The organism is Halobacteroides halobius DSM 5150 (genome assembly GCF_000328625.1).
Lineage (GTDB): Bacteria > Bacillota > Halanaerobiia > Halobacteroidales > Halobacteroidaceae > Halobacteroides > Halobacteroides halobius.
Genome location: NC_019978.1, coordinates 1,111,027 through 1,131,671 on the forward strand (window position 1 = coordinate 1,111,027; position 20,645 = coordinate 1,131,671).

Here is a 20,645-nt window from a genome sequence, read left to right on the forward strand (position 1 = left end):
TATTTTAAAGTTAGGAGGAATAATTAATGAGTTATTATTTAGAAGTGTTAAAAGAGTATACTGAATTTGGTGGTCGGATAAGAAGAAAGAAATATTGGATGTTTAATCTTATCAGTTTTATTGTTGCTTTTATTCTTGCAGCTGTAGAACCTAGTCTTGCTGGTTTATATGGCGTAGCAATATTTCTTCCATCGTTAGGAGCTAATATAAGAAGGTTACATGATACAGGTCGTAGTGGTTGGTGGTTCTTAATTAGTTTTGTTCCTTTTGTAGGTCCTATAATTCTTTTAGTATTTTTAATACAAGATAGTAAACCTGGAGAGAACCAATATGGGCTAAATCCTAAAGTAAAATTGCAAAATAATCTAACTGATAATGGTAATATCAAACCAAGAAGGGTGTCTAGCCCTAAAGAACAGTTAGCATTAGATAATTCTAAGGTGGAATGTAATGAATGTAATAAAATATTAGATGTAGATTCTGAATTCTGTCCAAATTGTGGTGTCAAAGTAATTCCAGAAGGAAAGAAGGAATGTGATAATTGTAATTCATTAATCGATGAGGAAGCTGAATTTTGTTCTAAGTGTGGAGAAAAAGCTATAGTAACTTGTCCTGAATGTGAAAACAAATTAAATTTTGGAATTGATTTTTGCCCTGATTGTGGTTTTGATGTTAATAATAAAAATAGCAGTAAGGAAGTTTAAAATGAATAAACAAAACTTTTTAATGGTATTAGTTACTTTATTATTAATTGGGACAGGAATTTTAATTGGTATTAAAATATCAAATCTTGATTTAGCTGGACAGTTTTTAACTAAAGCTTTAGTGACAAAAATTATAATAAGTGGTTTAATACTTAGTAGTTTGATACTAATAATATATTTAATCATCAAGTTCAATATTTGGAACAAGATTTTAAGTTTTTATAGATTAAACTTAAATGGTAAATTCATATTGAGAGCTACTTCTATGATTAATTATCGCTCTGAAATTACTAATTATCAGCAATTTAAAGATAAACTAGCTCAATTTCAAGGGGAGTATGACTTTTTAGAATATAATGTTAATTATAGTTCTAAATCAATTGATATTGAATTAAATACTCCGCAACAATTAGGTATTAGAAATGGAGAAGAGTTTTTAGAGGAGTTTGTAGGTGATTTAAATGAAATGATTGCTTTATTATCTACAGAGCAAATATTTATTGATTTAAACATAACAGGTGAAGTTAATAATTTAGTAGAAAATATAAATTTTGTAGTTGCTAATCAAAATAATAAAGTAGGGCTTAATAAAAATAGATATTCTAATAATATTTTAGGTAAATTTATATATAATTGAAGAAGGGAGATATTAATATGTCTTTGTTTTGGATAATTTTTTGTGTAGTAGTAGCTTATTTTGCTGATCAAAGAGGACGTAATCCAGTATTGTGGGGACTCTTAGCTTTATTTATTTCTCCTTTATTAGCAGGATTAGCTTTGGCAGTTATGAAAGATATGAGTGTAGAAGAAAAAATAGATGAATTAGATAAAACTACTGAAAATATAAAGCGAGAAGTGAAATCTAATCAAAAATATAATGAACAAGAGAGAGAAAGAATTCAAAATAGATTGTCAGGAGCCAAAAGGAGTTCTTCAGTTGATAATCAAATTGCTACTACTAAATCAGTCCCAGCTTTAGAAGCTAAAAAAATAAAATGTGAAGAATGTGGTAAAAATGTATCAGCAGATACTAACTATTGTGTTAATTGTGGTAATAGAGTAATTGAAGATAATAAAAAGGAATGTCCTAACTGTCAAGAACTAATAGATGAAAAAGCAAAATTTTGTGTTAAATGTGGTGAAAAATTAATTAGTGAGTGTTCTAATTGTGGTCAAGAAGTGAATTCAAATGTTAAATTTTGCATGAAATGTGGAGAAGAAATTATTACTACAGAAGAATAAAAATTAGAAAATATAATTGAGTTAAAGTAAAAATCGCCATATGGCGATTTTACTTTTTAGATTTCTTTTTCTATGTAGCTATGTGTTAATATTATCTAACAATTAAAATAAAGATAAACATAAATTATTTCTTTTGATAAAGCAAAAATAACATAAATGATTTTAAGGATTAATTAAAAGGATATAATACAAAAAATTTTAAGAAACTTGGTCAAAATCGTGGAAATGATTAATTAAACTCATTAATTTATAAAGGAGGTATATTATGTCAAAATTAATTGTAACCGTTGGACCATGGATTATTGTAATAATAATATTAAGTTTTTTAATCGGTCGGAGTAGAAAAAAAGCTTCAAAAGAAAAACAAGGATATTGTTCAAGTTGTGGAAAAAAAGTAGGTGATGATTGGGAAGTATGTGCATATTGTGGAGAAACTATTGGTTATGACAAAGAATCAATTGAATTAAAAAATAGTGAATATAATGGTTTTCGTAGACTAATTAATGATAATTATCTTTTTTTTCATGAAGTTGCTAAAATATTAGGTGGAATTGGGGTTTTATTAGTTTGTTTAGGTGGATACTTTTATGTAAATAGTGTAATAAAATCATATAATAATGATATACTTTATTCATGGAATTGGAGATCTACAATGATATCTTCAACTATTATTGGATCATTTTTAGGTTTGTTGTTGTCTTTTAAGAGAAAAAACTATGGGAGTATAATAGTTTTAGTTAGTTACTGTTCATTTATAACTATGGGATTTTTAGCAGAAATTAACACTGAAATTTATTATTGGATGGTTAGTATTTTTGTTGGATTACCAGGAGGCATATTTTTGTTTTTAGATCAAGAAATTGAAACTGATAGTAATAAATATTTTAATAAGTATAGATAAATAAAAAAAGAGGATATATTATGAAAAAACAATAATATTTTTACTTAGAGTTCTATATTTAGTCAATTTAGCGACTTTTAAAATTAATCTGTATCAGTCTAATGTAAGGGTTTATTTTCGAAATTAATATTATTGTATACCGGGCTGGGAAGTTGGCCCGGTATCTGTTTATGTAAAATAAAAAGTATGTTATAATTAAATTGAAGCAGTTTTTATACAAAGGAGAGTCGATATGGACATAATAAAGAATCCCCATGATAAATTCTTTAAAGAAACAATGACCGACTTAGAAGTAGCAGAAGATTTTATGAATAATTATCTTCCCACAGAGATATTGGATTTGATAAACTTAGATGATATTGAACTAGAGAAGGATAGTTTTATTGAAAAGGAACTAGAAGAAGTATTTTCAGATATACTATATAAAGTCAGCTTAAATAATAAGGATGCATATATATATCTACTATTTGAACATAAGAGCTATACCTATAAGAAGATAAGTATTCAGCTGCTAAAATATGTAATCAAGATCTGGGAACTAAAATTAAAGCAGACAGAAAGAGAAGAATTGCCATTAGTCATCCCTATGGTCTTCTATCATGGTAGGCAGGAATGGAACGTTGGATTAAATTTATCTAGTTTATTAACAGAGATTCCAGAGGAATTAGAAAAATATATTCCTAATTTCGAGTATTTGTTATATGATTTATCGCCATATAGTGAAGAAGAGATTAAAGGAACAGCCAAGGCAAGAGTATTTTTAGAAATAATTAGGGCAATATTTAGTGATGACTTTAAGGAAAGGTTTAAAGAAGCACTATTAGTTTTAGATAAATTAGAGGAAAAAGAAACTGGTTTAGAGTATTTCGAAACGGTGGTTAAGTATATTATGAGTGCTAAGGATGATTTAACTGAGGAGGAGCTAGAAGAGGTAGCAAAAGAAATTTCTACTGAAAGGAGTGAAAAGATTATGACTATTGCTGAGAAGTTACGAGAAGAAGGCAAAAAGGAAGGTAAAAAGGAAGGTAAAAAGGAAGGTAAGAGAGAAGGAAAATTGGAAACAGCTAAAAATTTATTAGAGATGAATATGGATATTAAACAGATAGCTAAAGCAACACAGCTATCAGAAGAAAAAATTAAGGAAATAAAAGAGAAGACACATCATTAAATTTATTCTGTACCGGGCCAAGCTTGGCTCGGTATTCTTTACTTAGAGCAGTCATTTTAGGAGGAGAAAATTATTTTGAAGCTGGTAGAATAGAGAACATTAGATCAAAGCTTTCTGTAGCTGTATTGTTAAGATTAATAGAAGATGATATAATAAAAGGGAAGATAATTTATTAACTACAGATGAGTTTTTAGGGGGGTAACATGTTAACAATTAATTGTACTGGAAAGTTAAGAAAAGAGATTGATTTTGAGATTGAAGAAAGTTTAGAAGCCAAACGAGATGATTTTTATAATTGGCATGCTCATTTAATTACTATTAAGAGAAGAAAGACCTTAGTTTTAATGAATGTTCAAACTAGGTATGCTATTGTTCTATATGGTTTAAAGAAACCAGATTTTAAAAATTTAGGTCAATTGATTTTTGATGCTATTAAAGATAATTTTAAAGCTGAAGGAATAAAAGAATTTTATCTAAATGAATATTTAGAGAATATTGACCAAATAAAATATACTAAAACATATAGTCGTAGTATTATCTCTTCAATAAATTATTTAAAAAGATTTATTAAACAGGGAATAGCTGATTACATACCGACTGATAATCATAATATAATTGAGTTAAATAAAGAGAATAATAGGATTCCTATTTTAAAATTAGAGTTTGTTTATCCAATTGATGAATTGCGAAATCAATTTAAGAAGAGATTAGGCCAATCTTATAATAAGGTTTATCGTTTTAAAGTAAGTCTAACAGGATTGAAACCTTTAATTTGGAGAAGAATAGAAGTTCCTGCTGATTATACTTTCTGGGATTTACATGTAGCGATTCAAGATGCTATGGGCTGGTCTGACTATCATTTACATGGATTTAGGATAAATAAGGGTAACTTAGAGATAGGTGTCCCGGATGAAGACTTTAATAGTCATGTTCTTGCCAGTTGGGAAGAAAAAATTTCTGATTACTTTATCAAAGAAGAAAGTAGCGCAAAGTATATTTATGATTTTGGTGATTACTGGGAGCATCTTATAGAGTTAGAGGAGATTAATTTAGCTAAAAAACAGATCGATTATCCTATTTGTCTAGCTGGTGATAGAGCATGTCCGCCTGAAGATTGTGGTGGTATTCCTGGTTATCAGAGATTAGTAGGGATATTAGATGATCCTAATCATGAAGAGTATGATTTTATTTTAGAGTGGTTAGGAGGAGCATATAAGCCAGATGATTTTGATAGTTCTAAAGTGAAATTTGATGATCCTCAGAAAAGATTTAATAATTTAGATTAAGCTAGATTGAGGTGTAAATAATGAAATTAATCGATCAATTACAGAATAAAGTAGACAGAAAGATTTATAAGCGAGGGAAGAAGTATTATAAGCAAGGTCGAGTTATTAATTATAACTATTCTTTTGGTGGGCCAAAACAAGTTAATATCAAAGCTCAAGTTATCGGAAGTAAACACTATGGAATTAGTCTTAGTTTAGAATTAAGTAATAATCAATTAGTTTTTATTGGTCAGTGTAGCTGTCCTTATGATTGGGGGCCAATTTGTAAACATAAGGTAGCAGTTGCTTATAAGTTTTTGAATGAAGACTATTCACAGTTAGATTCTACTTCTTTACAAAAAGCTAATTTTAATAAACTAGTGACATTAAGTAAAGAACTGAGTCAAAAAGAAGTTGATTTAAAGTATTTTGTAAAAGGGCTACTGGCAGATTCAATGGTCAATTTCAAACTCAAGTTAGAATCTAAAGACTTAAGCTTGGCCCAGTTAGAGGAGGTTATAAAAGAAAGGTATTTTTAATCAGTTTAAAAGCTGGAGGTACAGGATTAAATTTAACTGCAGCAGATATTGTAGTTCATGTTGACCCATGGTGGAATCCAATGGTAGAACGTCAGGCTAGTGATAGAGTTCATCGTATTGGTCAAGAGAATAAAGTATTAATTTATAAGTTAATAACATCTGGGACAGTAGAAGAGAAGATGTTAAAATTAAAGCAGCGAAAAAAAGATATTTTTGAACAAATAATTGAAGATAATGATAGTCCACTACAAGGTATTAGTTGGGAGGATATCAAAGAATTACTAAGCTATCAATAAAAAGGGCCAAGCTTGGCCCTTTTTATATTTAGTGTAGAAGGAATGAGGATTATTAAAGCAAGAGATTTATTTTAGAGGTGATTAGTGGTATACTAAGTAAAAAGTAGCATTTGGGGAGGTTTGGCTGATGATTAAGGGACGGATTAATAAAATATACTATGATAAAGATAATTTTTATATCTTCTCGATTATAAGAGATAATCACGAACAATTAACCCTTAAGGGGAATTTACCAACTGAGATTACTAAAAAAATAAGACCAGGAAATCTAGTTAGTACAACAGGTCAAAAAGTATGGAATGATAAATATAAAAATCATCAGATTACGGTCAATAAGCATAATATCGAGATTGAAGAGAAGGGAGCTAGTGAAGAAGATTTAGAGGTTTTAGAAGGAGAAGTAACTAGTATAGTTTATAAGGATGATGGGTTTAATGTTTTTAGAATAGATACCGCAGAAGATTTTACCTGTGTCTCAAGTTCACCCGTCTTTATTGGGACTCAACTTGAATTAAAGGGCTATTTTGAGAAGAATGATTACGGGTTAAATTTTAATGTAGTACAAAGTAAAGAGTTACCTTTCTCTGATAAACAGGCATTAATTCATTTCTTAAGTTCTAAATTTTTTAAAGGAATTGGTAAACATTTTGCGACTAAAATTGTAGATAGATTTGGCTTAGATACGTTAGATGTTTTTAGAGAAACTCCAGAGAAGCTAACTACTATCTCAGGCATTGGTGATAAAAGGGCGGCTACTATTATTGAATCTTTTCAAGAAAAAATGAAGATTAAAGAAGTAATTAAGTTTGCAGTTAAGTATGAGATTACTGAAAATATGATTTTTAAGTTATATGAAAAGTATGGTAAAGAATTAATTAATCTCCTACAACAAAATCCCTACTTGATTACTGAATTAAGAGGGATTGGTTTTAAAAAGGCTGATCAAATAGCTCAAGAGATTGGCTTAGAAAAAGACAGTAATTATCGTATTAATAGCTTTTTAACTTATTATTTATCAGCTAAATCAGGGGGACATACTTACTTTAGATTAGAGGAGTTAATAGAGACTATTGAAGAGGAATTAGAGATAGAACAAGCCTTTAATCAGGTCCTAAAAGCTTACTATCAGTTTGAAGAAATAAGTTATACTATTAAAGAAAATGGTGAATTAGTAACTAAAAAATTTACTAAGGACTTTGTATTATTTACTGAAGATGATTTGGATCCATTAACTGAGGATAGTAAGCAAGATCTCAGTTTGTTAGCTAAACAGGAAAAATTATGTGTAGCGACTGAAAAAAGCTATCAACAAGAGGTTGATATTTATGATAAGTTAAAGAGGATTAACTCTAGGTCTGCTACTGTTAATTTAGCTACAGCAGAAATTAAAGAGTTAATCAAAGAGCAAGAACAAGAGCAAGGTTTTACATATGCTAAGCAACAACGAGAGATACTAGAGCAATGCCTAAAAGAGAAGTTAGTAGTCTTGACTGGTAAAGCAGGAACCGGTAAATCAACTGTATCTAAAGGGATTATTAATATGTTTACTGAGAATGGAGATAAGGTCTTGAACTTGGCCCCAACAGGTAAAGCAGCCAAAAGAATAATTGAAGTAACAGATAAACGGGCTCATACAATCCATAGTGCTTGTTATAACCTTGAATTTAGTAATTATGATGTAATTATGGTTGATGAAGCAGGAATGTTATCGACTTCTGTAGCGCATATGTTACTGAAGAGATTAAATCAAGATCATACTTTAGTCTTGATTGGGGATGTTGCTCAAATTCCTCCTGTTCAACCTGGTAATATTTTTAGGGATGTTATTAATATGATTAATAGTGACTTTATAGCCGGATTATTTGTAGAGCTTGATGAGATTAAAAGGCAAGATAGTAATAGTCATATAGCAACGGTTTGCAATAAAATAGCGGAAGGAACTAACCCGGGGATAATTGACTATCAGGATATTAGATCAGTTAAAAAGGATAATGAGCAGATATTGGATTATATTACAAGGCTAATTAAAGATGAATTAGAAGGTGATGAGGTAGACTTTAGTAATTTGCAGATTATTAGTCCGCAGTATAATGGGATAGTAGGTATTAATGCTATAAATGAATTAATCCAAGAAGAATTTAATCCTCATGATTATTTAATTGAGACTAAATACAAAAAGGTTAAACGTCATGATAAAGTGATGCAGACAATGAATATGAAAGAATTAGATATTGTAAATGGTGATACTTTAGAAGTTTTAAGAATTGAAAACAGGGCCAAGGAAGATACTGAAATATCTAGAGAAGGAGCAGCAGATAAAGAAGAAATAGTAATTTGTAAATTAGATAATGGTTTAGAAGAGAGAATGATAGAATATCCTAAGCAGGATTTTATTAAATACACTACTTTAGCTTATTGTTGTTCAGCTCATAAGATGCAGGGCTCTGAATATCCAATAGTAGTCTATATTTTATCTACTTCTCATTATATCATGCTTAATAGAAATCTTTTGTATACCGGGTTAACTAGAGGAAAAGAAAAGGTTTATCTTGTTGGCCAGGCTAGAGCTTTTTATATGGCTTTAAATAATGAAGTTAATCAGAGTAGGAATACTGTTTTAGATTTAATTAAGACTCATAAACTAGCCCAAATAAATCAAGAGTAAACAGGAGGCAGATAGATGTTAACAGAACCAAAGCAAGTTTTACAGGATTATTTTGGCTATGATTCATTTAGAGCGGGCCAAGAAGAGATTATAACTAGTATTTTAACTAAAAATAATACCTTAGGAGTCATGCCTACCGGAGGAGGAAAATCGCTTTGTTTTCAGATTCCAGCTCTTTGTTTAGCAGGGATTACGATTGTTTTCTCGCCTTTAATCTCCTTAATGAAAGATCAAATTGATTCATTACAGGCAGTAGGAATTGATGCTACCTTTATTAATAGTTCTTTAAGTAAGACAGAAATAGAAACTAGAATTAAGAAGGTTAAAAGTAGAGACTATGATCTGCTTTATATAGCACCAGAGAGGTTACAATCTAATCAATTTCTAAGCTTATTAGAAGAAATTGAAGTCTCTTTAGTAGTAGTTGATGAGGCACACTGTATTTCTCAGTGGGGACATGATTTTAGACCGGCTTATCTTTTGATTGCTGATTTTTTAGAAGAATTACCTAGTAATCCAGTAGTAGCAGCCTTTACTGCTACTGCTACAGAAGATGTACGAGAAGATATTAGTAACATTTTAGCGATTGAAGATTCATTCATTACTAGTTTTGATCGGGCCAATCTAACCTTTAAAGTAATTAAAGGTGAAGATAAACGGGATTTTATTAAGGAGTATGTAGCTAAAAATAGTACAGAAGCAGGAATTATCTATGCTGGAACAAGAAAAGAAGTAGATAATCTACATAAATTTTTACAACACCAGGACTTGGCAGTAGGTAAGTATCACGCTGGTTTAAATAAAAGGATAAGAAAAGAAACCCAAGATAAATTTTTGTATGATCAGATTAAAATAGTGGTAGCAACTAATGCTTTTGGGATGGGAATTGATAAATCAAATGTAAGATATGTAATCCATCATAATATGCCCCAAGATATAGAGTCATATTATCAAGAAGCAGGTCGAGCTGGTCGAGATGGAGAAGCAAGTGAGTGTGTTTTATTATTCTCGCCTAGTGATATTAGATTACCTAAATATTTTATTCAACAGTCTAATCTATCTACTAAGCGCAAAGCCTTGGCCCAGCAAAAGTTGCAACAGATGATTGATTATTGTTATACTGGTCGGTGTCTACGAGGATATATATTAAATTATTTTGGCGAAGAAAATATAGCTGATGATTGTGATAATTGTAGTAACTGTGCTGATAACCAGCAGTTAGTAGATATTACCGTTGAAGCACAGAAAATTTTATCTTGTATTTATAGAATGAAGGAAAGATATGGTATTTCGAAAGTAGCTAAGGTTTTAAGAGGTTCAAAAGCTAAAGAGATTTTAGAGTTAGGTTTGGATGAATTATCAACTTATGGAATTATTAAAGATTATACAATTAAAGAGATTAAGAATCTGATTAAATTCTTAGTAGCAGAAAAGTATATTAAGTTAACTGAAGGAAAATATCAAGTAGCTAAATTGACTAACAAAGCTTATCCAATATTACAACAACAGGAGCAAGTATGGCATAAAGTTCGTCAAGAGACTAAACAAATTACTAATAGTAATCAATTATTTGATAATTTACGTAAATTAAGAAAGAAGATAGCTAGAGAAGAAGGGGTGCCTCCTTTTATTATTTTTCATGATAGTACCCTACGTGATATGGTTGATAAGTTACCAACTAAGGGAGAAGAAATGTTAAAAGTTAAGGGAGTAGGTGCCACTAAGTTTAAAAAATATGGTCAACGCTTTTTAGAGAAAATTAATGAGAGGAAGTGATTAGTAATGGATAAATTTACTGATGGTGAGATACTAAAATTTTTAGGCAAGTTAGCTAATAAATGGGGCACAGGACATGATAGTATTACTAAAATTTTAAGTAAGGTAGAAACTTTTTTAGAGAAAAAACAAGGTAAGATTGAATTTCTAGACCAGGTGCGGTTATTAGTTGCTATGTTAAAGGATCATTCAGATCAAAGATATTATATTGATGATGGTACTTTAGGATTAATTATAGCTTGTTTGGCCTATCTTGTTTTACCGACTGATCTAGTGCCAGATTTTATTCCCATAGCTGGTTTTGCAGATGATGCAGTAGCTTTTACTATTGTCTTTAATCAAATTTCAGCTGAAATAAAAAGTTATAAAGAGTGGAAAGATGATGGAGAATTGATAATATGCGACAGGTCCTGATGGTTTTTGTATTAGTACGGTTGCTTATGATCAATTTATTACAGAATTGTAGCTAACTTTAATAGTAAATATCTTATCTAGATAATAATATCATAAGAAAAAATTATGTAAAAGCATTGATAAAAAAGAAAAAAATAATATAATATATGCAGCTAAAAGCCAATAATATTAATTCAAAGCGAACAAATAATATAAACTAAAGCTATATTAAGTAACTATCTTATTGAACAAGGTAGTTACATTGTCTTATTTAAAGTTAAGCTACAACTTTGTTCACAAAAATCAATTGAAAGTAATTATTTTTCCCTTGATAATATCGTAAAATTATTATATCATAATATCAAGATATATAAATATAAATTTTGGTACACAATATAATATTTAAGGGAGACAGAATTATGTTCTCTTTGAAAAAGGACCATATGCTTCTTTTGCCAACTGAGGAAACAGGAAGATTATTAGGAGGACAAGCAGGGGATTATTCGATAATTAAGTTAAGAATCAGACACCCAAAGGAGTGATAATATGTTTGACTTTTTATTTGGAAGTAATATAGAGAATATTTCGCCCCGAGAAGTAGAAGGAAAACTAAATGATAAACAGATTCAAATTTTAGATGTTAGAACAAAAAGAGAGTATAAGCAAGGCCATATTCCTAAATCCCTGAATATTCCGGTCAGCAAAATAGAAAGTAATTTGAATAAGATAGATAAGAATAAAGAGATCATTACTGTTTGTGCTTCTGGAATGAGAAGTAAGAAGGCAGCTAAGAAATTAGTTAAGGCCGGATATGAGAAGGTTAAGAATATGCCTGGCGGTATGAAAGCATGGCAAGGAAAAGTTAATTGACTGATTTACTATAGTTTTGAAATAAAGTTGGCCCTGCACTTTAGTGCAGGGTTTTATAATTTCGCACCTATAAAACATCAATATTAACAGATGATGATATTGAATTAGCTAGACAGTTAAGTCAAGAGATTGGACAATTAATGATTAATAATGATCTAGGAATGGCTTTAATAAACAAGATCAAAGAGGAAAAGAGAATTTAATCATAAATATAGTTTTAAAGACAATTGTTTGATTGGTAAAATAACTTTTAAGTATGAACCTATAAAAAATTGATGATAGCCTATTTTTTATATTATGGAGGAAGAAAGAGAGTTATAGATAAAAATTATAATAAAGCCTAAAAAATGAGGAGGAGATAAAGTAAACTTAGAAACATTATATAAATCTACTAGAATCAGAATTCATAGCAGATTAAGAAAGGAAAATAGATAATGTGCAATAAAGAAAAAGGATTATTAGTTAGTATAATAGTCTTAAATTTAACTATAGCTCTAACTGGAATACTAATTGCTAAAGATAAAAAGTTGACTGTAGATAATAAGTTAAGGATTCACTTTATAGATGTGGGCCAAGGTAATGCTACTTTAATCCAGTTACCTAATCAAGAAGTAATGTTAATAGATGCCGGAAAGAATAATCAAGGGCCAAAAGTAGTTAATTACATAGAGAAGCAGGGAATAGAAAAAATTGATTATTTAATTGGAACCCATCCCCATGCGGATCATATTGGTGGTTTAGATAGAGTAATTTATAACTGTAAGGTTGGTCAAATTTATCTACCTCAAGTTACTCATACAACTGAAACTTATTTAGACTTATTACAAGCAATTAAGTCTAAAAGAAAGCAGATTATAGCAACTCAAGTAGGTCTTAAATTAATTGCTAGTTCCAATCTGCAGGCCAGGATAGTTGGCCCAGTAAATAATAATTATCAAGATTTAAATAATTGGTCTGTTATAACTAAAATTAAATATAAACAAAACTCATTTTTATTTACTGGAGATACCGAAGCAAAAATAGAAGCTGATTTAATAGATACAAATATTAATTTGCAAGCTGATCTATTGCAAGTGCCTCATCATGGAAGTAATTCTTCTACTACTATCTCTTTCCTAAAGTCTGTCAATCCTAAGTATGCGGTGATTTCTGCAGGAGATAATAATAGATATGGCCATCCAGCTACTGAAGTTGTGGCTAGACTTAAGCAGAGAGGGATCAATATCTATCGTACTGATAAACAAGGAACTATTATTGCTATAAGTGATGGAGAAGATATAACCTTTAATGTTGAGGCTAGAGAAGATACCAGTCTTACAAAATCAACTAGTGTTAAAATAACTTATCTAAGTCTTGAAGAAGAAGTAGTTGAGATAAGGAATCAAGGAAGTAACAAAGTAGATATTTCTCATTGGAGATTAGTAAGTACTACAGGAGGACAAAATTTTGTTTTTTCAGCTGGAACAATAATAGAAGAAGAATCTACTATAAAAGTAGTTGCAGGGCCAAATGCTACTGCGGGAGAAGATAAATTAGTCTGGGATGATTGGTATATCTGGAATAATGATGGCGATGGGGCTAAATTATATAATTCTAAAGGAGAATTAGTTTCTAAATATCTAAGTTATTAATAATAATTTATTTAACAAGGAGGAATAAATTTGTTAATAATTGATAGATTTGAAGGAGATAAGGTTATTATTGAGTATAATAATCAAACCTTTAATTTACCTAAGTCAGTACTTCCTAAGCAAGCTAAAGAAGGAGATGTAGTTAAACTAATAATTGATCAAATAGAGACTAATAATAAAAAACAGAGGGTTAAAGAATTAGCCAATGAGCTATTTGAATAGATTTATAAATAAGTGAATATTAAATGGTTAATTGTGAGAATCTATTACTAAAGTTTGTTATAACTTGAAAAAACTATAGATAATGATATAATAAATAAGATGGTTATTTAAAAAGGGAAGTGAAATTATAATGCAAAAGAAAAAGTTTACAGAATTAAATTTATCTCCAGAGATAAATAAAGCAGTAGAGGATATGGGATTTGAGGAAGCTACTCCAATTCAATCTCAAGCAATTCCTCATCTGCTAACAGGAAAAGATGTGATCGGACAAGCTCAAACCGGGACAGGAAAGACAGCTGCTTTTGGGATTCCTGTTTTAGAGAAGGTAGACCCCAATAGTAAAGATGTACAAGCTTTAATCTTATGTCCTACTAGAGAGTTAGCTATTCAAGTATCCGAAGAATTAGGGAGATTAGGAAAGTATAAAAATAAGATTACTACTTTACCAATTTATGGTGGTCAATCTATTGGTCGGCAGATTAAAGCCTTAAAAAAGGGAGTTCAGGTTGTAATTGGTACTCCAGGGCGTTTAATGGATCATATGAGAAGAGGAACTCTAAAGTTTGATAACTTGAAGATGGCTATCTTAGATGAAGCAGATGAAATGTTAAATATGGGCTTTAGAGATGATATAGAAACGATTTTAGATGGTATTAAAGGAAAAAAACAAACTATTTTCTTTTCTGCTACAATGCCTAAACCTATTTTAAAATTAAGAAAGAAATATCAACATAATCCTGAAATAGTAAAGGTAGTGCACAAAAAATTAACTGTTCCAAATATTGAACAGGCCTATTTTGAGGTTAACAGAAGTAATAAGTTAAATGCTTTATCAAGGTTAATTGATATGTATGATCCTAAATTATCATTGGTATTTTGTAATACAAGAAAGCAAGTGGATGAACTTGTAATTCAGCTACAAGCTAGAGGTTATTTTGTGGATGGATTACATGGGGGATTAAGTCAACCCCAAAGGGATAGAGTAATGAACAAATTTAAAACGGCTACTATAGAAATTTTAGTAGCTACAGATGTAGCAGCCCGAGGAATTGATATTAATGATATAGAGATGGTATTTAATTATGATATTCCGCAAGATGAGGAATATTATGTACACAGAATTGGGAGAACAGGTCGAGCTGGTAGAAAAGGTAAAGCCTTCACCTTTGTATCTGGGAAAGAGATTTATAAGTTAAAATCAATTCAAAAGTATACTAAGACTAAAATTAAAAGAAAGAAGATTCCTTCTGCTAGTGATGTAGAAGAAGTTAAGTTAGGGTTGGTTTTAGATAGTGTAGCAGATATCATAGAAGCAGATGATTTAACTAAAGAAACTAGGTTAATTGAAGAACAACTTGAAGAGGATTATGTTTCTATTGATATAGCAGCAGCTTTATTAAAGTTAGTTAGGGAAGAAGAAACGCAAACAGATACAGAAAATGTTGAATACTTTGGTAATACTGGAGCAGAGCCAGGCATGGTTAGGTTATTTATAAATATAGGAAAAAAACAGCATATAAGCCCAGGAGATATTGTAGGAGCTATTGCTGGAGAGACTAATATCTCTGGTGATTTAGTTGGGTTGATTGATGTTTATGATAGATATTCCTTTGTGGAAGTTCCTAAGGAGCATGGGAAAGAAGTATTAAAGATTATGAAAAATACGACAATTAAAGGTAAGTCTATAGATATCGAACCAGCTAACCCAAAATAAAAATAATTTGACTTAATAAGAGTTAATCTTTACAGGTTAACTCTTATTTCAATTTTAGGAATCAGTAATTTTTTGCAGGAAAAAATAATTATGGAGAGAAGTAACATATCGTACATACCAAATAAACAGATATAAGGGGGATAGTATGTCTAAAAAAGTTAGAAAACGTATTTATTTAAGTGGTAGAGTACAGGGAGTTGGCTGTCGAGCTTATATTAATCAAAATGCTAATCTACTAGAGATTTCAGGTTGGGTCAAAAATTTAGCTGATGGTCGTGTAGAAGCTGTTTTTGCTGGTGATAGAGATAAAGTAAAAGAGATGCTTAAAATAGCTAAACAAGGGCCAACTTTTGGTAAAGTAACTGATATTGAAATATCTGATGAAGAATACAAGGGAGAATTTAACAAGTTTAGAATTAAATATTAAAGGAAAAGTAATTTAGAATCTAGTCCCCCTTAAGGGGTGACTTTTCTTTTTGGATTAAGAAATTTTTTAATTAGTATAAATAATACTATTATATAAGTAATAAGATTAAATGAATATGCTATGTAATTAAATATATGGAAGTATAGCCACTAATTTCATGATATTAAATCAAGCATTAGTGTAAATTTAACAATATTTTTCCAGGATTTACATAAAGTTATCTAGAAATAATAACTAAGAAGAATCCCAAAAGTGGAGGTGGAGTGAGTGAAAAAAAGATTGTCGACAGTGTTTTTAGTCTTGTTGGTATTGTGTTTAGTCTCTTCAGTTGCATTGGCTAAGACAATAGATTTAACTATTTTCCACACTAATGATACTCATGCTCATGTAGAAGAAGGTAAGTATGCTGGAATGGGATTTGCAAAAATTGCAACTATAGTTAAACAAGCTCGTAAAGAAGTAACTAATGTATTATTATTAGATGCAGGTGATACTTTTCATGGAACTTCTTTTGCTAATTTAAATGAAGGTAAAAGTATCGCTAAAATCTATAACAAATTAGGTTATGATGTATTAGTTCCTGGTAACCATGATTTTAATTATGGACATCATAGGTTAGCTAAGTTAAATAAGATGACTGAATTTCCTATTATTTCTGCTAATATAGTTAAAGCAGATAATCAAAGGGCTTTTAGATTCCAACCAGGTGAAATTAAAAATATTAATGGAGTTAAGGTGGCTATTTTAGGATTGACTACTCCAGAAACAACTTATAAAACTCATCCTAAAAATGTAGCTGGGTTAGAGTTTAAAGACCCAATTAAAACTGCAAAAGGGATGGTTAATTTAATCAAGAAAAAGTCTAACCCAGATTTGATTATAGCACTAACTCATTTAGGTTTAAGTGAGGGTAGTAAATATACTAGTAAGAGATTGGCCCAAGAAGTACCAGGAATTGATTTAATTGTTGATGGTCATAGTCACACCAAACTAGAAAAAGGTAAGCTTATCAATAATACACCAATTGTAATGGCAGGAGAGTACACAGAAAGTTTAGGTGTGGTAAATTTAACTATTAAAGATGGTAAGTTAGTGAAGGGAAGAGCAGATTTAATTACTAAAGAAGAGGCAGCTAATGTAAAAAAGGATAAGAAAATGTTACAATTGATTGCAGATATTAAAGCTAAGAATAAAGAAATCACTTCTACTGTGATTGGTAAAACAGCAGTTAAGTTAAATGGAGCAAGAGAAGATATTAGAACTGGAGAAACTAATTTAGGTGATTTAGTTGCTAATGCTATGCTAGAAGCTGTTGTTGCAGATATAGCAATTACTAATAGTGGTGGAATTAGAGCTTCTATTCCACAGGGTAAGATTACTAAAGGAGAAGTGCTTAAAGTACTACCGTTTAATAATTACGTTATAGTTAAGAAGGTAAAGGGTAGGGTTATTTTAGAAGCAATAGAACATGGGATTTCAAAATATCCTGCTCATGAAGGATTATTCCCTCAGGTAGCTGGTTTATCTTTTATGTTTAATCCTTCCCAACCAGCAGGCAAACGAGGATTAGCATTACAGATTAATGATAATCCAATAGATCCAGATCAGTATTATAAAGTTGCTATTAATGACTTTATGGCAGCTGGTGGTGATGGTTATAGGATGTTTAAAGAGGCTAAGACTATTCAAGAAGCTGGTAGTTTAGATGAAATTGTGATTGATTATATTAAAGAGCGTGGTGTTGTAGCTTTAGAACAGGATGGTAGAATTATTCCTATTGAACGAGAAGGCAACCACTATGAATATACAATTAAATGGGGCGATACTTTATCTGAATTATCATTATGGCTAGAGATTAAGATGTCTAAATTAATAAAATTAAATAAAATTAAAAATCCAGATTTAATTTATGCAGGAGATAAGTTAATATTACCAAGCAACTAAATATATTTAGTTACAGGGGGTAACTCTAAATAGAGTTATCCCTAATTTTTATTTTAGGTTATTTTTTTTCGTTAATCTGAATAGTTTATATTAGTAGCCAGATAAGAAAGGGGGAAAATTAGTGAAAGGAGAGAATAGACTATATAATTTATCAATCTCAGAATTGAAAAAGGTATTAAATACAGATTTAAATGCAGGTTTAGATTATAAAGAGGTTGATAATAGACTAGATAGGATAGGATTTAATCAATTACCTAATAAAGGTAGCAATTCTATACTAAGCTTATTATTAGAACAATTTCAAGACTTTATGGTCTTAGTCTTGATTGCAGCTACAATAATATCTTTTGCCTTAGGAGAAATGGCTGATGCCATTACAATCTTGGCGATTATAGTTTTAAATGCAATTATGGGGTTTGTACAAGAATTTAGGGCAGAAAAATCATTAGAGTCACTTAAAGAGTTATCAGCTCCTAATGCTAGAGTATTAAGAAATGGTGATATAGAAGATGTGCCTGCTAAAGAATTAGTACCAGGAGATATAATACTTATAGAAAGAGGAGATAAAATTCCAGCAGATTCTAGAATTATTGAGGGTACTAATTTAGAAGCTAATGAAGCTTCATTAACTGGAGAATCAGTTCCAGCAACAAAAGAATCTACTGTTTTATCAGGTGAAACTCCAGTAGGGGATAGAAAGAATATGCTGCATATGGGAACTACAATTACCAAAGGAAGAGGTAAAGCAGTAATAACTTCTACTGGTTTAGGTACAGAGATGGGCCAAATCGCTGATTTATTGCAGCACTCAAGTACTGATTTAACACCTTTACAAAAAAGACTAAAGGATTTAGGTAAGTGGTTAGTCTTTGTTTGTTTAATTGCTTGTTTAGCTGTAGTAGGCTTAGGGATATTTAAAGGAGAACCAATTTATAAGATGTTCTTAGCTGGGGTTAGTTTGGCAGTAGCAGCTATTCCAGAAGGCTTACCAGCAATTGTAACTTTATCTTTAGCTATTGGTGTCCAAAAGATGATCAAAAGGAATGCTATTATTAGGAAACTGCCTGCTGTTGAGACTTTAGGGTGTGCTACAGTAATTTGTTCAGATAAAACAGGAACTTTAACTAAAAATGAAATGATTGTAGAGCAAATATATGCTAATAATAAGGTCTATTATTGCCAAGCGGAAGGTTTTGATCAGCCTAATTTAGAGAAAACATTAGAAATAGGGGTAGTCTGTAATAATGCCCAACTTAAGAAGCCAAATTCATTATCTGAGAGAATAAAAGAAATTAAAGATGCTATGTTAAATAATAACAAAAAACGTGAGGTTGTTGGTGATCCTACAGAAGGTGCTTTATTATTAGCAGGAGATAAGATTGGATTAGATAAAGCTGATTTAGAAGATGATTTCTCTGAACGATTAGAGATTCCTTTTAACTCTACAAGAAAAAGAATGTCTGTCATAGCAAAGCAAAGAAATAAGTATCAATTATATATAAAAGGTGCTCCTGATGTTTTAATTGATCGGTGTACTCATTATTTAGATCAAGGAGAGGTTAAAAGATTAACTAAAAAGAAGAAAAAAGAAATTATGGCAGCTAATCATAACTTAGCTAGTCAGGCTTTAAGAGTTTTAGCTCTTGGTTACAGAGAAATAAAGGGCAGATTAGATCGGGATAATTTAGAAAAGTATGAAGAAAAGATTATCTTTACAGGTTTAGTAGGAATGATGGATCCGCCACGTTCTGAGGTTAAAGGTGCTATTTTGCGTTGTAAAAGAGCTGGTATTAGTCCTAAGATGGTAACAGGAGATCATAAAGATACAGCAGTAGCTATTGCTAAGAAGTTAAAATTATTACAAAGTGGAGATCGAGTAGTTACAGGTTTAGAATTAGATGAGATGAGTGATGAAAGCTTGGCCCAGGAAATTGATAATATTGCAGTATTTGCTCGAGTATCTCCTCAAGATAAATTAAGGATAGTTGATATATTACAGGATAAAGGAGATATTGTAGCTATGACAGGAGATGGAGTAAATGATGCGCCAGCAATTAAAGAAGCAGATATTGGGATTGCAATGGGGGAAAAAGGAACTGATGTAACTCAAGAAGCTTCTTCATTAGTTTTAGCAGATGATAATTTTGCTACTATTGTGGCTGCTATAGAAGAAGGAAGGGCTATTTATGATAATATTCGTAAGTTTATACGATACTTATTATCATGTAATATTGGAGAAATTTTAACCATGTTTATGGCTTCATTATTAAGTCTACCCTTACCATTGGTACCGATTCAAATCTTATGGGTTAATTTAGTTACTGATGGATTACCTGCTTTAGCTTTAGGAGTAGACCCAGCAGACGATGATATTATGGAACGAACTCCTCGGGATGCAGATGAAAGTGTTTTTGCTCGTGGACTAAAGTGGAAGATAATGGGCCAAGGTATTTTAATCGGCTTGGGTACTTTATTAGTCTTTTTATTTGGATTAAACTTTAGTGGTTCTTTAGCTAAGGCAAGAACAATGGCATTTACTAATTTGGTAATGGCTCAATTATTCTTTGTCTTTAGTTGTCGCTCTGAAGAACATAGTCTATTAAGGATGAATCCTTTAAGTAATCTATACTTATTAGGGGCTGTATTACTTTCTTTTGGTTTGCATTGGATAGTATTATATTTTCCATTCTTCCAGGATTTATTTAAAACTACATTATTAAATAAAGGAGAATGGAGTGTAATACTTTTAGTTTCAGGAGGATCTACATTAATAGTAGAGATAGCACAATTTATTACTAATTTAATACAAGGGCAGATATTTATGGTAGGTTATGAAGAATAAATAAGTTAATCTTTATTTTCTAAGAGTCCTTTTTAAAGGGGCTCTT

17 protein-coding genes and 1 pseudogene are annotated in these 20,645 nt (G+C 30.5%); all 18 read left to right on the forward strand.

What is annotated here, in order from left to right:
* Positions 1–26: 26 nt before the first annotated feature.
* The 18 genes and pseudogenes from HALHA_RS13550 to HALHA_RS05550 all read left to right on the forward strand — a co-directional run bounded on the left by HALHA_RS13550 (position 27) and on the right by HALHA_RS05550 (position 20,599).
* Positions 27–704 carry a DUF805 domain-containing protein gene (locus tag HALHA_RS13550; RefSeq protein WP_015326787.1) on the forward strand — a complete coding sequence of 226 codons (678 nt, stop codon included), beginning with the start codon at positions 27–29 and terminating at the stop codon, positions 702–704.
* Position 705: 1 nt separating this feature from the next.
* On the forward strand, positions 706–1,341 hold the full coding sequence (locus tag HALHA_RS05470) for a hypothetical protein (protein ID WP_015326788.1): 636 nt from the start codon (positions 706–708) through the stop codon (positions 1,339–1,341).
* A gap of 17 nt (positions 1,342–1,358) precedes the next feature.
* Positions 1,359–1,946 carry a zinc ribbon domain-containing protein gene (locus HALHA_RS05475; protein WP_041607689.1) on the forward strand — a complete coding sequence of 196 codons (588 nt, stop codon included), beginning with the start codon at positions 1,359–1,361 and terminating at the stop codon, positions 1,944–1,946.
* Positions 1,947–2,211: 265 nt separating this feature from the next.
* Entirely contained in the window at positions 2,212–2,847 is a 636-nt protein-coding gene (locus tag HALHA_RS05480) for a zinc ribbon domain-containing protein (protein WP_015326789.1), read from the forward strand.
* 232 nt (positions 2,848–3,079) lie between these two features.
* Complete coding sequence (locus tag HALHA_RS05485; protein WP_015326790.1) at positions 3,080–4,015, forward strand: Rpn family recombination-promoting nuclease/putative transposase; 936 nt, start codon at positions 3,080–3,082, stop codon at positions 4,013–4,015.
* A gap of 203 nt (positions 4,016–4,218) precedes the next feature.
* Positions 4,219–5,301, forward strand: a complete 1,083-nt coding sequence (locus HALHA_RS13280) for a plasmid pRiA4b ORF-3 family protein (RefSeq protein WP_015326791.1) — start codon at positions 4,219–4,221, stop codon at positions 5,299–5,301.
* A 20-nt stretch (positions 5,302–5,321) separates the two neighbouring features.
* Positions 5,322–5,819 carry an SWIM zinc finger family protein gene (locus tag HALHA_RS05495; protein WP_015326792.1) on the forward strand — a complete coding sequence of 166 codons (498 nt, stop codon included), beginning with the start codon at positions 5,322–5,324 and terminating at the stop codon, positions 5,817–5,819.
* Positions 5,807–6,115: pseudogene (locus HALHA_RS05500) on the forward strand (helicase-related protein); the annotation flags it as partial. The gene HALHA_RS05495 and the pseudogene HALHA_RS05500, both read left to right, overlap by 13 nt.
* A gap of 127 nt (positions 6,116–6,242) precedes the next feature.
* Positions 6,243–8,780 (forward strand): SF1B family DNA helicase RecD2, encoded by a 2,538-nt coding sequence (gene recD2 / locus HALHA_RS05505; RefSeq protein ID WP_015326793.1) that lies wholly within the window; start codon positions 6,243–6,245, stop codon positions 8,778–8,780.
* Between the two features lie 15 nt (positions 8,781–8,795).
* The gene (gene recQ / locus HALHA_RS05510; RefSeq protein WP_015326794.1) at positions 8,796–10,556 is read left to right on the forward strand and encodes a DNA helicase RecQ; all 1,761 of its coding nucleotides are present in this window, start codon (positions 8,796–8,798) and stop codon (positions 10,554–10,556) included.
* A 6-nt stretch (positions 10,557–10,562) separates the two neighbouring features.
* Positions 10,563–10,970, forward strand: coding sequence for a YkvA family protein (locus tag HALHA_RS05515; RefSeq protein WP_015326795.1), 408 nt, complete (start codon positions 10,563–10,565; stop codon positions 10,968–10,970).
* 525 nt (positions 10,971–11,495) lie between these two features.
* Positions 11,496–11,819: a rhodanese-like domain-containing protein gene (locus HALHA_RS05520; RefSeq protein WP_015326797.1), complete on the forward strand. Its 324-nt coding sequence runs from the start codon at positions 11,496–11,498 to the stop codon at positions 11,817–11,819.
* A gap of 434 nt (positions 11,820–12,253) precedes the next feature.
* Complete coding sequence (locus tag HALHA_RS05525; RefSeq protein ID WP_015326798.1) at positions 12,254–13,450, forward strand: MBL fold metallo-hydrolase; 1,197 nt, start codon at positions 12,254–12,256, stop codon at positions 13,448–13,450.
* A 30-nt stretch (positions 13,451–13,480) separates the two neighbouring features.
* Positions 13,481–13,672, forward strand: coding sequence for a DUF3006 domain-containing protein (locus HALHA_RS05530; protein ID WP_015326799.1), 192 nt, complete (start codon positions 13,481–13,483; stop codon positions 13,670–13,672).
* Positions 13,673–13,802: 130 nt separating this feature from the next.
* Positions 13,803–15,386: a DEAD/DEAH box helicase gene (locus tag HALHA_RS05535; protein ID WP_015326800.1), complete on the forward strand. Its 1,584-nt coding sequence runs from the start codon at positions 13,803–13,805 to the stop codon at positions 15,384–15,386.
* Positions 15,387–15,531: 145 nt separating this feature from the next.
* Entirely contained in the window at positions 15,532–15,813 is a 282-nt protein-coding gene (locus HALHA_RS05540) for an acylphosphatase (RefSeq protein WP_015326801.1), read from the forward strand.
* 267 nt (positions 15,814–16,080) lie between these two features.
* A complete protein-coding gene (locus HALHA_RS05545) occupies positions 16,081–17,757 on the forward strand; it encodes a 5'-nucleotidase C-terminal domain-containing protein (protein ID WP_015326802.1) in 1,677 nt (558 codons plus the stop codon).
* Between the two features lie 121 nt (positions 17,758–17,878).
* The gene (locus tag HALHA_RS05550; RefSeq protein ID WP_015326803.1) at positions 17,879–20,599 is read left to right on the forward strand and encodes a calcium-translocating P-type ATPase, SERCA-type; all 2,721 of its coding nucleotides are present in this window, start codon (positions 17,879–17,881) and stop codon (positions 20,597–20,599) included.
* The last annotated feature ends 46 nt before the right edge of the window (positions 20,600–20,645 follow it).

Coding starts and splice junctions, on each gene's coding strand:
- HALHA_RS13280 (WP_015326791.1), top strand. CDS start 4,219: ATGTTAACAATTAATTGTACTGGAAAGTTAAGAAAAGAGATTGATTTT.
- recD2 (WP_015326793.1), top strand. CDS start 6,243: ATGATTAAGGGACGGATTAATAAAATATACTATGATAAAGATAATTTT.
- HALHA_RS05535 (WP_015326800.1), top strand. CDS start 13,803: ATGCAAAAGAAAAAGTTTACAGAATTAAATTTATCTCCAGAGATAAAT.
- HALHA_RS13550 (WP_015326787.1), top strand. CDS start 27: ATGAGTTATTATTTAGAAGTGTTAAAAGAGTATACTGAATTTGGTGGT.
- HALHA_RS05520 (WP_015326797.1), top strand. CDS start 11,496: ATGTTTGACTTTTTATTTGGAAGTAATATAGAGAATATTTCGCCCCGA.
- HALHA_RS05475 (WP_041607689.1), top strand. CDS start 1,359: ATGTCTTTGTTTTGGATAATTTTTTGTGTAGTAGTAGCTTATTTTGCT.
- HALHA_RS05525 (WP_015326798.1), top strand. CDS start 12,254: ATGTGCAATAAAGAAAAAGGATTATTAGTTAGTATAATAGTCTTAAAT.
- HALHA_RS05470 (WP_015326788.1), top strand. CDS start 706: ATGAATAAACAAAACTTTTTAATGGTATTAGTTACTTTATTATTAATT.
- HALHA_RS05495 (WP_015326792.1), top strand. CDS start 5,322: ATGAAATTAATCGATCAATTACAGAATAAAGTAGACAGAAAGATTTAT.
- HALHA_RS05480 (WP_015326789.1), top strand. CDS start 2,212: ATGTCAAAATTAATTGTAACCGTTGGACCATGGATTATTGTAATAATA.
- recQ (WP_015326794.1), top strand. CDS start 8,796: ATGTTAACAGAACCAAAGCAAGTTTTACAGGATTATTTTGGCTATGAT.
- HALHA_RS05485 (WP_015326790.1), top strand. CDS start 3,080: ATGGACATAATAAAGAATCCCCATGATAAATTCTTTAAAGAAACAATG.
- HALHA_RS05515 (WP_015326795.1), top strand. CDS start 10,563: ATGGATAAATTTACTGATGGTGAGATACTAAAATTTTTAGGCAAGTTA.
- HALHA_RS05540 (WP_015326801.1), top strand. CDS start 15,532: ATGTCTAAAAAAGTTAGAAAACGTATTTATTTAAGTGGTAGAGTACAG.